General features: G+C 63.5%; 15 protein-coding genes. 10 read left to right on the top strand and 5 right to left on the bottom strand.

Annotated features, from left to right (window positions below; all coding sequences use genetic code 11):
- The first annotated feature begins 183 nt into the window (after positions 1-183).
- The 6 genes from leuD (at position 184) to NKI73_RS18640 (ending at position 4773) form a co-directional block, all read left to right on the top strand.
- Positions 184-789: a 3-isopropylmalate dehydratase small subunit gene (gene leuD / locus NKI73_RS18615; protein ID WP_352632160.1), complete on the top strand. Its 606-nt coding sequence runs from the start codon at positions 184-186 to the stop codon at positions 787-789.
- A 74-nt stretch (positions 790-863) separates the two neighbouring features.
- Positions 864-1787: an Ivy family c-type lysozyme inhibitor gene (locus NKI73_RS18620; protein WP_352632162.1), complete on the top strand. Its 924-nt coding sequence runs from the start codon at positions 864-866 to the stop codon at positions 1785-1787.
- A gap of 310 nt (positions 1788-2097) precedes the next feature.
- A complete protein-coding gene (locus tag NKI73_RS18625) occupies positions 2098-2481 on the top strand; it encodes a RidA family protein (RefSeq protein ID WP_352632164.1) in 384 nt (127 codons plus the stop codon).
- An 11-nt stretch (positions 2482-2492) separates the two neighbouring features.
- On the top strand, positions 2493-2843 hold the full coding sequence (locus NKI73_RS18630; RefSeq protein ID WP_352632166.1) for a VOC family protein: 351 nt from the start codon (positions 2493-2495) through the stop codon (positions 2841-2843).
- A gap of 333 nt (positions 2844-3176) precedes the next feature.
- Positions 3177-4280, top strand: coding sequence for a 3-isopropylmalate dehydrogenase (gene leuB, locus NKI73_RS18635; protein ID WP_352632168.1), 1104 nt, complete (start codon positions 3177-3179; stop codon positions 4278-4280).
- Positions 4281-4284: 4 nt separating this feature from the next.
- Positions 4285-4773 (top strand): GNAT family N-acetyltransferase, encoded by a 489-nt coding sequence (locus tag NKI73_RS18640; protein ID WP_352632170.1) that lies wholly within the window; start codon positions 4285-4287, stop codon positions 4771-4773.
- Here NKI73_RS18640 and NKI73_RS18645 read toward each other — a convergent pair.
- From NKI73_RS18645 to NKI73_RS18660, 4 genes are all read right to left on the bottom strand, one after another.
- Positions 4763-5134: a DUF805 domain-containing protein gene (locus NKI73_RS18645; RefSeq protein WP_352632171.1), complete on the bottom strand. Its 372-nt coding sequence runs from the start codon at positions 5132-5134 to the stop codon at positions 4763-4765. The genes NKI73_RS18640 and NKI73_RS18645 overlap by 11 nt on opposite strands.
- A gap of 104 nt (positions 5135-5238) precedes the next feature.
- Positions 5239-5415, bottom strand: a complete 177-nt coding sequence (locus tag NKI73_RS18650; RefSeq protein WP_352632173.1) for a hypothetical protein — start codon at positions 5413-5415, stop codon at positions 5239-5241.
- Positions 5416-5487: 72 nt separating this feature from the next.
- Positions 5488-6201 carry a DUF805 domain-containing protein gene (locus NKI73_RS18655; protein ID WP_352632175.1) on the bottom strand — a complete coding sequence of 238 codons (714 nt, stop codon included), beginning with the start codon at positions 6199-6201 and terminating at the stop codon, positions 5488-5490.
- A gap of 114 nt (positions 6202-6315) precedes the next feature.
- Positions 6316-8190 carry a DEAD/DEAH box helicase gene (locus NKI73_RS18660; RefSeq protein ID WP_352632177.1) on the bottom strand — a complete coding sequence of 625 codons (1875 nt, stop codon included), beginning with the start codon at positions 8188-8190 and terminating at the stop codon, positions 6316-6318.
- Between the two features lie 198 nt (positions 8191-8388).
- Between NKI73_RS18660 and NKI73_RS18665 the strand changes: the two genes are divergently transcribed.
- Both NKI73_RS18665 and NKI73_RS18670 read left to right on the top strand, forming a co-directional pair.
- On the top strand, positions 8389-8538 hold the full coding sequence (locus NKI73_RS18665) for a hypothetical protein (RefSeq protein ID WP_352632179.1): 150 nt from the start codon (positions 8389-8391) through the stop codon (positions 8536-8538).
- A 107-nt stretch (positions 8539-8645) separates the two neighbouring features.
- Positions 8646-9680: an aspartate-semialdehyde dehydrogenase gene (locus NKI73_RS18670; RefSeq protein ID WP_352632181.1), complete on the top strand. Its 1035-nt coding sequence runs from the start codon at positions 8646-8648 to the stop codon at positions 9678-9680.
- Between the two features lie 297 nt (positions 9681-9977).
- Here the strand turns inward: NKI73_RS18670 and NKI73_RS18675 are convergent, their stop codons facing one another.
- Positions 9978-10385, bottom strand: a complete 408-nt coding sequence (locus NKI73_RS18675) for an ACT domain-containing protein (protein WP_352632183.1) — start codon at positions 10383-10385, stop codon at positions 9978-9980.
- A gap of 190 nt (positions 10386-10575) precedes the next feature.
- Here NKI73_RS18675 and NKI73_RS18680 point away from each other — a divergent pair, with 190 nt between their 5' ends.
- A complete protein-coding gene (locus NKI73_RS18680; protein WP_352632185.1) occupies positions 10576-11481 on the top strand; it encodes a bestrophin family protein in 906 nt (301 codons plus the stop codon).
- A gap of 191 nt (positions 11482-11672) precedes the next feature.
- Positions 11673-12083 (top strand): DoxX family protein, encoded by a 411-nt coding sequence (locus tag NKI73_RS18685; protein ID WP_352632187.1) that lies wholly within the window; start codon positions 11673-11675, stop codon positions 12081-12083.
- The last annotated feature ends 17 nt before the right edge of the window (positions 12084-12100 follow it).

The raw sequence follows: 12100 nt of genomic DNA on the forward strand, positions 1-12100 counted from the left end.
GAATTCGAAGCCGTTTTCGCGCATAGTTCTATGCATATCGTTCTCCCAAAACCGGGGCCACCTTTGAGTGATATGCATTATGGCTTGCGCCACCGCGCACAAACGATTGCCTTTTATTTGCTGCCGGCTTTGTGTAAACCGGCGTCAGCAAATTCCCCCGCAACGAAAACACGGGCAAAAGCCATGGAAAAATTCACCAAGCTCACCGGCGTCGCCGCTCCGATGCCGATCGTCAATGTCGACACCGACATGATCATCCCCAAGGATTATCTGAAGACGATCAAGCGCACCGGGCTCGGCACCGGCCTGTTCGCCGAAATGCGCTACAATGACGATGGTTCGGAAAACGCGGATTTCGTGCTCAACAAGCCGGCCTATCGCAAGGCGCAGATCCTAGTCGCCGGCGACAATTTCGGCTGCGGCTCGTCGCGTGAACACGCGCCGTGGGCCTTGCTCGACTTCGGCATTCGCTGCGTCATCTCGACCTCGTTCGCCGACATCTTCTACAACAACTGCTTCAAGAACGGCATCCTGCCGATCACCGTCAGCCCCGAGGATCTCGAGAAGCTGATGGACGACGCGTCGCGCGGCTCCAACGCCACGGTGTCGGTCGACTTGGAAGCCAAGGAAATCCGCGGTCCGGATGGCGGCGTGGTCACGTTCGACCTCGACGACTTCAAGAGGCACTGCCTGCTCAACGGGCTCGACGACATCGGCCTGACCATGGAAAAGGCCGGCGCCATCGCTTCGTTCGAGAAGAAGAACGCCGAACAGCGCCCGTGGGCCTGAGCGGCACGCTCCGGGAGAGATAGGCCCCGGCGGCTTTCAAGCCGGGTTCGTTGCGACTGAGTGAAGGGACAGTCATGACTCGTTCGCTTCTTGCCGGCACTTGCGGGCTGACGTTTCTTCTGCTGACTGCCGTGAGCCACGCCCAGACACAGACGCCCGCCGCGCCGGCACCGGCGGCCGAAAAGCCTGCCACCGACCAGGGAACGGACGCCGCCGACGCTTCCGATGACGACAGCCAAGCGCCCGTGCCATTCGAGGGCGGCCAGCTGACCATCACCCAACCGGAACAAGACGGGGAGAAGGTGCTTGCCTTCGACGGCAAGCAGTTGGCCACCAACTATGATGTCTTCTTCGACAGAATAGTCGAGGTCGGCGGCGTCAAGGTGGCGCTGTTCGATGTCGGCGATGGCGGCAACCAATGCGGGCCGGCGACAGTGATCGTCTGGAAGCCGGAAGGCGGCACCATCCAGAGCACCACAGTCGAGCAGGACGATTGCGGCGCGCCGCCATCGGCGGTGTCCGACAACGCCATCTATTTCGTGCCCTATCTGTTGCCAGGGGATCAGAAGCCGGCTTTGCAATGGTCGCCGACCGACGGGCTGACGATTTCAGGCAATCTGAGCTACATGCCGGAACCCGGCACGGACTGGAAGGACATCGATCCGGAAAAGTACCAGAACATCATCGACGCCTTCCACAACGAGGCTGTCTACAAGGAAGCTGAAAAGCTGCTGGGCAAGGACATGCCCGACATGGCGACCAGCCTGCTGGTCGGCGGCGGCACGGAAAAGACAGCGTCGGGCGCCTTCTACGCCAGCGGCTGCGTGCCGCATGACTGCGGCGGCAATGACGGCTTCATGGCGGTCGACCCGGCCAAGCACAAACTCTATTTCGCCCGCCGCGGCGACAATGGCGAGCCGAACGCCTGGCCGCCGCTGACGACATGGCCGGCCGATGTGAAGGAGGCGCTGGACAAGGCGCTGGGGTCGGCGAATTAGGCATTTGTCGGTGGTGAACTAAAGATTGTTACGCCGCGATCCTTCACACCCCCCTCTGCCCTGCCGGGCATCTCCCCCGCAAGGGGGGAGAGCGGCCGTCACCACGACTTTCGCAAATCTTTCAACGTTGCAAGAATGGCGGTTCGTCAAAGCTGCCAATCTCCCTCCTTGCGGGGGAGATGGCCGGCAGGCCAGAGGGGGGTGCTGTCCCGCCGGCATCGAGTTTGCACTGCCGATCCCTCTGCGTTGGCCCATGGCCGAACCGGCATCTTGCCTGCAGAATGGCCGCACTGACCTGCGAGGAACCCTCATGCGAAAACTGATCTCCACCGGCTCGCCGTTCGAAAAGACCGCCGGCTATTCGCGCGCGGTGGTGCAGGGCGACTGGTGTTTCGTGTCCGGAACGACCGGCTACGACTATGCGACGATGACGATGCCGGAGACGGTGGAAGCGCAGACGCGCAATTGCCTGGCGACGATCGGCAAGGCGCTGCATGACGGCGGCTTCGAGATGGCCGATGTGGTGCGGGCGCATTACTACATCACCGACCAGGCCTTCGTGGACATCGTCTTCCCGATCCTCGGCGAGACGTTCGGCGACATCAGGCCTGCGGCGACGATGATCGTCTGCCAACTCAACAGACCCGAAATGAAGATCGAGATCGAAGTCACCGCGCTGCGGCGCACGGCATGAAAGGCGGGCAGATGAAAGTCCGGCGTATCGTTGCCAACATCGCGACATCGGATGTCGCGGCGGCGAAGCGCTTCTACCAGGACGTGCTCAACCTCGACGTGCTGATGGATCTTGGCTGGATCGCCACTTACGGTTCTGATGAAAAGATGCAGGTGCAGGTCAGCTTCATGGCGCAAGGCGGCTCCGGTACGCCCGTGCCGGATCTGTCGATCGAGGTCGACGATGTCGATGCGGCGCTCGATGCCATGAGTGCCGCCGGCTTTGCCATCGAATACGGACCGGCCGACGAGCCCTGGGGCGTGCGGCGCTTCTATGTCCGCGATCCGTTCGGCCGGCTGGTCAACATTCTCTCGCACAGGTGATGGTTTAGCTCGGGTTCCTCGCCCCCACGTGAGTGGGGGAGAGGTGGCTCGGCGAAGCCGAGACGGAGAGGGGGACTGGCGCTACGGTAGCCAGACCAGCGATTGCCGCGTGCTAAGCCAGCGCCCTACGAAAGCCCCCTCTCCGGCCGCGTCGCGGCCACCACCCCCCCGCCTTTGGCGGGGGCGAGGAACCCAGGTTCTGAGAGGCCTGGCGCGGCGGCATGCGGCATAGCTGCACCTGTTCTGCGCCGCAGTGTTCTTCCTCCCCTTGCGCACGGGCCGCTTGGCGTTTAGCAAAGCGCCGGTTCAAATTCTTTCTGGGACGGTTTCTCCATGGCAACGAAGCATCTTTTCCTGCTCCCCGGCGACGGCATCGGTCCCGAGGCCATGGCCGAGGTCAAAAAGCTGATTGCGGCCATGAACGACAAGCTCGGCAGCGGTTTTGCCACCGAGGACGGTCTGGTCGGCGGCTGTGCCTATGATGCTCATGGCGCGGCGATCTCCGATGCCGACATGGAAAAGGCGATGGCGGCCGACGCGGTGCTGTTCGGCGCCGTCGGCGGTCCGAAATGGGATGCAGTGCCCTACGAGGTGCGCCCCGAAGCCGGCCTGCTGCGCCTGCGCAAGGACATGGAGCTGTTCGCCAACCTGCGCCCGGCCATCTGCTATCCGGCACTTGCGGCGTCCTCCTCGCTCAAGCAGGAGGTGGTCGAGGGTCTCGACATCTTGATCGTGCGCGAGCTGACCGGCGGCGTCTATTTCGGCGAGCCCAAGCAGATCATCGATCTCGGCAACGGCCAGAAGCGCGGCATCGACACGCAGGTCTACGACACGTTCGAGATCGAGCGCATTTCGGGCGTCGCCTTCGAGCTGGCACGGACGCGCAAGAACCACGTCACCTCGATGGAAAAGCGCAATGTGATGAAGTCGGGCGTGTTGTGGAACGAGGTCGTCACCCAGACCCACAAGGCGCGCTATTCAGACGTCAAGCTCGACCACATGCTGGCCGACGCCGGCGGCATGCAGCTGGTGCGCTGGCCAAAGCAGTTCGACGTCATCGTCACCGACAATCTGTTCGGCGACATGCTGTCCGACATCGCCGCCATGCTGACCGGTTCGATCGGGATGCTGCCGTCGGCCTCGCTCGGCGCACCTGACGTGAAGACCAAGAAGCGCAAGGCGCTCTACGAGCCGGTGCACGGTTCGGCCCCCGACATTGCCGGCAAGGGCATCGCCAACCCGATCGCCATGATCGCCTCCTTCGCCATGTGCCTGCGCTATTCCTTCGGCATGGTTGACGAAGCCGACCGCGTGGAAAGCGCGATCGCCGCCGTGCTCGACGCAGGCCTGCGTACCAAGGATATTTTCTCCCCCGGCATGACCGAGGTCGGCACGGTCGAGATGGGCGACGCGATCATCGCCAAATTCCTCGGCTGATCCTATGACGGTCGACGTCCGCTGGGCGACGATCAAGGACGAAGCGGCACTCGCGGCCATACTGTGCGAGATGGCGGAGCATTACCGGCAGCCGCCTCTCGATGCCGACCGGGCCCTGTCTGCTGCACGCAAATGGCTTGGCGAGGAAAGCCCGGCCTATCCGCATTTCGCGCTCGCCTTCGTCGACGGCGAGGTCAGCGGCTTGGCATCGGTGGCGATCGCGCATCCAGGTATCGATCTTGAGCGGCTGCTGTTCCTCAAGGACCTGTTCGTGCGCGACAACATCCGCAACGCCGGCGTCGGCCGGGCGCTGATCAGCTTCCTCGCCGATCATTGCCTCAGCCACGGCATTGGCCGTATCGACCTGACCACCGAAGATTGGAACGAGGGCGCGCTGCGTTTTTACGCGAGACTCGGCGCCGAACGCCACGGCCAGAAGGTCTTTCTCAGGCTTTCGGGCGGCGCTTTGAAGGCTATCGCCCCTAGACCCTGACCCCTGCTGGTATTGGTCCCCAGGGGTTTTCGCCTACCTGAGACTCGATCAGCCCGAAGATCAACAAGGCCGCTTCGCCGATGACTGGGATGAAGCAGATCAAGGCAAGCCAGCCACTCAGGCCGATGTCGTGAAGACGCCGCACGGTAAGCGCGATCCATGGCAGGCCGAATGCCAGGAGGAAAACACCGGCGGGTAGGAATCCGATCGACGTCCTACCCGCATTGATACCGAAGCCGTTGATGGCCAGATTGACGAGTATCCCGAAGCCAAGCAGCGTCACCAGCACGAGATTAAAGCATAGCCAAAAGGCCCAGAATTCCTTGCGGCGGGCGCGTCCGTTGAAATTGAAATAGTTCACGCTTACCGTGTTCCGGAAGTATGCCCACAGTCCCGTGGAACGAGTGGGCTGGTTTTCGGCGGTACGGCCGGGCTGGCCAGGGGTTGACGAGGGTGTGGTCGAACTCACGGCGACGATATTGTGTGCCGTGCCGTCATCCGGTTGGAATTCGACGATGGTGCCGCTGACGAGGGCTGCCCCTGATTCAGATCGTTACGGGCGAAGAAGTAACGCTTGCCGTCGACTCCATTGATGTAGCCGTAGTCCTGATCCTTGTCGTAGTGAAGCACCGCACCCCGCATGCTTGTCCCCCATCTATGCTGCGATAGGAAATACTACTCAGGGTTGCCTTGGATTGCAATATGCACGCCCGACTAAACCCTGACTCCCGCCGGCACCGGCCCCCACTGGTTTTCCCGGGCTTGCGTCGGGATCAACGCGAAGACCAGGATGATCAGGCTGCCGATGGTCGGGATGAGCACCACCAGGTAAAGCCATCCCGACAGGCCGATGTCGTGGATGCGGCGAACAGTCATGCCGAGGCTGGGCAGCAGTGTCGCCAGCACGAAGGTGCCGCAAAGGCCGACGGTTACCGCCGCCGATACGCTGCTGTCGAAATTGCCCATTTCATTGTCGGCGAAAAGACCGATGCCGCCGATGATCAGCAGCGAGACCACCCAGAACAGGAAATAGCTCCAATATTCCTTGCGGCGGGCGCGGCCGGCGAAATTGAAGTAGTTCTGCGTCACGCCGCGCCAGAAATAGCCCCAGAGATCGGTGGGCTCGGCTGGCTCGGATGAGCGGCCGAAATGCTGCGCCTGGAAAGAAGCTGCCGGTGCGTTGCCGGCTTGAGTCGATGCGGTGTTGGTTCCGGCCTCCGGGGTCGGGGCCCCGGTGGCGGTCTGGGTGGCGATTGAAAAAACGTCGCGCGCCTGGCCACCGCCCGGCTGGAACTCGACGACCGTGCCCTTGGGCATGGCCGTTTCCCGGCGCACGTTCTCGCGGGTGAAGGTGTAACGATTGCCATCGGCTCCGGTGATGAAGCCAAAACCCTGGTCCTCGTCATAATGAAGCACTTCGCCGCGCATAGGCCCACCCTCTCGCCACGTCCCGATGAAGATGTGGCACAGGGCCGAGCCGATGGGCAAGCGGCACCATGAAGTGCCTGCCGTCGCTGCCGGAAAATGAAGCTGCCTGCGATCTTATGAAGGCCGCTTCTTCGCTTTCTTGTGCTTGGGCGCCCCGGCGTTATCGAACTTCGGCTTGCCTGGCTTTTTCGCCCATGGCTTGGCCTCATGCGCGGCTGCCGGGCGCTGATCGGCTGACGCCGGTGTGGGCTTTTCGAACTTGCGCTTCGGCGCGTTGGGATCGAACGGTGCCTTGCCGCGATGCGGTTTCTTGTCGGGGCTTGGCGGCTGATAGCCGGCACGCGACAAATCGGGCTGGCCGTCCAGCCGCTTCACCAAAATGTTGCCTTGCAGCTTGCGGTCGGGACCAATCGCGGCCAGGAAGCGGTCGGCCCAGTCGGCTGATATCTGCACGAAGGTCTCTTCCGGTTGCATCTTTATGGCGCCGATCTCGCGCTTGCTGATGCTGCCGGTGCGGCACAGCATCGGGATCAACCAGCGCGGCTCGGCATTCTGCCTCCGCCCGATCGACAGCGAGAACCAGACGCTGGCGCCGAAATCGTCGCGGCGGCTGGGCGCCTCGTCGCGACGTACGAAACCTTCGCCCGCCGGTCGTTCACGCGACGGCGTGAACGGCGCGATTTCCATGAGATCCTCGGGCGCCGAGCGGCTGGCGCGGCACTGGCGCACGAAGGCGGCCGCCACCTGTTCGGCGCCATGTTTGGCGAGCAGCGCGTCGATGAAACCGCGCTCGTCCTCCTTCACCGGCTCGTCGAAAACCGGATCGGCGAGGATGCGTTCGTCGTCACGTCGGATCACGTCGTCGGCCGAGGGTGGGCTCGCCCATGTCGCCTTGAGGCCGGCGTTCTGCAACAGCCGTTCGGTGCGCTTGCGGGCGCTGTTGGGCACGATCAGCGCGCTGACGCCCTTGCGCCCGGCGCGGCCGGTGCGGCCGCTGCGATGCAGCAGCGTTTCCGGATTGGTCGGCAGGTCGGCGTGGATGACCAGTTCGAGGTTGGGCAGGTCGATGCCGCGCGCCGCCACATCGGTGGCGATGCAGACCTTGGCACGGCCGTCGCGCATCGCCTGCAAGGCATGGCTGCGCTCGTTCTGGCTGAGTTCGCCCGAGAGTGCGACGACGGAGAAGTTGCGGTTGTTGAAGCGCGCGGTGAGATGATTCACCGCGGCGCGCGTGTTGCAAAACACCAGCGCGTTCTTGGCTTCGTAAAAGCGCAGCACGTTGATGATGGCGTTTTCCCGGTCGGGCTGGGCAACGCTCAGCGCCCGGTATTCGATGTCGAGATGCTGCTTTTCTTCGCCGGCGGCCGAAATGCGCACGGCATCGCGCTGATAGCCCTGGGCAAGAGTGGCGATCGAGCGCGGCACGGTGGCCGAGAACATCAGCGTGCGGCGTTCGGCCGGGGCGGCGTCGAGGATGAATTCGAGGTCTTCGCGAAAGCCGAGGTCGAGCATCTCGTCGGCCTCGTCGAGCACCACCGCCTTGAGCGCCGACATGTCGAGCGAGTGCCGCGTGATGTGATCGCGCAGGCGGCCAGGCGTGCCGACGACGATATGGGCGCCGCGCTCCAGCACACGCCGCTCCGAGCGCATGTCCATGCCGCCGACGCAGGACGCCACCGTGGCGCCGGTCAGCTCGTAGAGCCATTCCAGTTCGCGCGTCACCTGCAGCGCCAGTTCGCGCGTCGGCGCCACGGCCAGCGCCAGCGGTGCCGCAGCGTGGCCGAAGCGCTCCGCGCCGTCGAGCAGGGTCGGCGCCAAAGCGAGGCCGAAGGCCACAGTCTTGCCGGAGCCGGTCTGCGCCGAAACCAGCGCATCGGCCTCACCGAGTTCGGGGGCGACAACCGCCTTCTGTACCGGCGTCAGCTCGGAATAGCCGCGTTTCTCCAGCGCCCTGGCAAGCGCTGGAACAAGTGCTTCGAAGTTGGACATCTCACTCTTTCGGAATTTAGGGTCTGCGCTCATCATGGAGCACATGCCGGGGCCGACCTAGCGCCAGCCAAAACAATCTTGGCCGTTCGTACTTCGCGCAGCCGCGATTGTACAGGGCGCGCGCAAAACCGGGTGTCGCTCGGCAATTGACTCTTGATGCAAACCGCGTAAAAGCCGGCACCGAACAGGACAGTTTCGATGCGCGGCCTTTTGATGGCGGTTCTTGCATTCGATTTCCCTGGCCACAATGCACATCATTGGGCCGGGCGCGTCGGCGCGTCTCCTCGTTCCAGCAAGATTTCGGGTTCCAGCAAAACCACGGCCAAAACCACCACCAAAACGGTGTGATTCCCTTGGCCTAACCACCCTCTCCCGGGTCCGGCCCGGGGGACGGAACCCGCATCCGGCCAGCGGGTTTCTCCAAAAACCAAGCGGAGAGGGACAGGAGATTTCTAATGAGTTTCAAGGTAGCGATCGTCGGCGCCACGGGCAATGTGGGCCGGGAAATGCTCAACATACTGGAAGAGCGCGGCTTTCCGGTAAGCGAAGTCGTGGCGCTGGCCTCGCGGCGCAGCCAGGGCACCGAAGTGTCGTTCGGCGACCGTACGCTGAAGGTCAGGTCGCTCGACCAGTATGATTTTTCCGACACGGACATCTGCATCATGTCGGCCGGCGGCAACGTCTCCAAGGAATGGTCGCCGAAGATCGGCAAGCAGGGCTGCGTCGTCATCGATAATTCGTCGGCCTTCCGCTACGACCAGGATGTGCCGCTGATCGTGCCGGAAGTGAATCCGGACGCGATCTCGCTGTTCACGCGCAAGAACATCATCGCCAACCCGAACTGCTCGACGGCGCAGCTCGTCGTGGCGCTGAAGCCGCTGCATGACTTCGCCACCATCAAGCGCGTCGTCGTCGCCACCTACCAGTCGGTGTCGGGCGCCGGCAAGGAAGGCATGGACGAGCTGTTCACGCAGACGCGCGCCGTGTTCGTCGCCGATACCGTCGACGTCAAGAAGTTCACCAAGCGCATCGCCTTCAACGTCATCCCGCATATCGACGTCTTCCTCGACGACGGCTTCACCAAGGAAGAGTGGAAGATGGTGGCCGAGACCAAGAAGATGCTCGATCCCAAGATCAAGCTGACGGCGACCTGCGTGCGCGTGCCGGTGTTCATCGGCCATTCGGAAGCGGTCAACATCGAGTTCGAAAAGCCGATCACCGCCGACGAAGCGCGCGACATCCTGCGCGAGGCGCCGGGCTGCCAGGTCTTGGACAAGCGCGAGGATGGCGGCTACATCACGCCGCTGGAATCGGCCGGCGAGGATGCCACCTTCATCTCGCGCATCCGCGAGGATTCGACCATCGACAACGGTCTGTCGATGTGGATCGTCTCCGATAATCTGCGCAAGGGAGCGGCGCTGAACGCGGTGCAGATCGCGGAACTGCTGGTCGAGCGCGGGCTGATCCAGCCGAAGAAGAAGGCGGCATAGTTTTCGCTCACGGGCCGTATCGCCGCTGCCGCGGCGGGCCCTCCGCGAGGGCGCCGGACGACCGGCGGCCCGCGGTCGCGGGCTCGGCCTTTGGCCGGATGAAGGCCGATCTCCCCCCTTGTGGGGGAGATGTCCGGCAGGACAGAGGGGGGCGCTGTCCCTCTATCCTCTCAATCAATCCCAATTGCACCCACAGCATATTTTGCCTTGTCACAGATGAGCTAAGTTGGCGTTCCTTCACGCCCCCCTCTGCCCTGCCGCCCACGAGGGGGGAGATCGGCAGCTTTGGCCGGTGCGCTACACTCTGTTCTCCTCGGCCAACTCCATCAACAGCTCCAGTGCTTCCTCCGCCCGGTCGGCGGGGACGAACAGATGGTCGTGGTAGAAGGCCGAGACCGGGTTGACGCCCATGCCGGCGGCGGCGAGCCGCGTGGTGATGGCGGCGAGGAAGCCGACGGCTTCCAGCGACGAATGGATGTTCAGCGTCACCATCCGGCAACGGAAGGAAGCGGTCAGGCCGGCTGCGTTGGCCGCCTCCTCGGTCACGATCAGCGTCAGGCCCTCGCGTTCGCGGAACACCATCACCGGCTCGAGCCCTTCCGGCTGGGAAACGCCAGGCGCCAGCGTGGCGAAGACATAGGTGCCGGCGAGCAGTTCCGGCGTCATCGATGCCAGCAGTATCTTCAGATCGGTTTCGCCGGTCATGTTGTCTTCTCTGTCGACCGATGAAGGTCGCTCGCCGCCACATACCTTCAATATCCGCCACTGACGAACATCGATAGTCCGCGCGCTGGACAGACGACATGCCGATGTCGCTGGCGGCAGGGCTTGCGGACCTGTTGCCGTCGCACAATAAAGGAGCTGAGGACCAGCGCCGGTCCGCGAAAGGCTTTTGATGATCGTCCGCCCGCGCCCACGCCTTCTGCACCTGTTCTTCATCATGCGCGGCTCGGTGGTGCCGCGCATCCTGCCGCAGATCCTTGGCTTTGCCGCCTATGGCGCGCTGGTGGTGGTGATAGTACGGGCGCTGAAGCTCGATTTCGGCAATGCCGGCACCGCGCCATTCGCGCTGCTCGGCGTGGCGCTGTCGATCTATCTCGGCTTTCGCAACAATGCCGCCTACGACCGCTGGTGGGAGGCGCGCAAATTGTGGGGCCAGCTGGTCTTCGACATCCGCAACCTGTCGCGTGCCTCCGCCGGCCTGGTCGACGACCGGACGGAATTGCGCGGCCTGCTGATGGAAGCGATCGCCTTCTGCCACTTTCTGCGCGGGCTGCTCAGGCGGGTCGACGCGGCGCCGGAGGCCCGCGCTTTCATCGGTGACGAAACCGAGACCGTCGCCAAGGCAGCGAACGCACCGGACGCAATGGTGCGCGGCATGGGCCGTCGTATCGCCGCGCTGCGCAAGGCCGGTGCGATCGATATGATCGGCTACCGCATCCTCGACGAGCGCCTGTCGGAAATCGCCGCCGCGCAGGCCGGATGCGAGCGCATCATGGGAACACCCCTGCCGTTCGCCTATACGCTGCTTCTGCAGCGCACCGCCTATGTCTTCTGCCTGCTCTTGCCCTTCGGGCTGGTCTCCGCCGCCGGGTGGGCGACGCCGCTGTTCACGGCGCTGATCGCCTACACTTTCTTCGGCCTCGACGCGCTGTCGGAAGAACTCGAGGACCCGTTCGGCACAGAGGCCAACGACCTCGCCCTCGACGGCCTCTGCCGCGTCTGCGAGATCTCGGTGTTCGAGGCGCTGGGCGAGACCCCGCCGAAAATGCTCTCGGCCGAGAAGTTCTATTTTTCGTAGATGAAACAGTGGACGCTAGTGGGACAGTACCCCCTCTGTCCTGCCGGCCAGAGGGGTGGGAAGGATCGCTACAGAACGGCTTTTGCTGTCACGACGCCAAAAAGAATCCGCATCCTGTCGGATCGCGGCCCCATGCCGCGTCCTTGGTTCGACCCCAGCGAAAAGGGCTCGAAACATCAGGAGGGACCATCATGAGCATTTCCGAAACCGCGCCCGTCTCGCCGGGCGCCCTGTGGACCGGCCGCGCGCTCAGCGGCGTCATCGTGCTTTTCATGATCTTCGACGGCGTCATCAAGCTGCCGCCGCTCGACATCGTCACCCAGACGATGGTGCCGCTCGGCTGGCCTGCCGACGCGAATGTCGCGCGCATGCTTGGCGTCATCGGCCTGATCTCGACCGTGCTCTACGCCTTGCCGCGCACCGCGGTGCTCGGTGCCATCCTGCTCACCGCCTATATGGGCGGCGCCATCGCCACCAATGTCCGCGTCGACAATCCGCTGTTCTCGCACACGCTGTTCGGCGTCTATCTCGGCATCATCCTGTGGGGCGGCCTGTATCTGCGCGACCCACGCGTGCGCGCGCTGATCCCGTTCAGCCGATAAGCCAAGAGGAAGAGAAA

It is taken from the genome of Mesorhizobium sp. M0496, assembly GCF_040321205.1.
Taxonomy (GTDB): Bacteria; Pseudomonadota; Alphaproteobacteria; order Rhizobiales; family Rhizobiaceae; genus Mesorhizobium.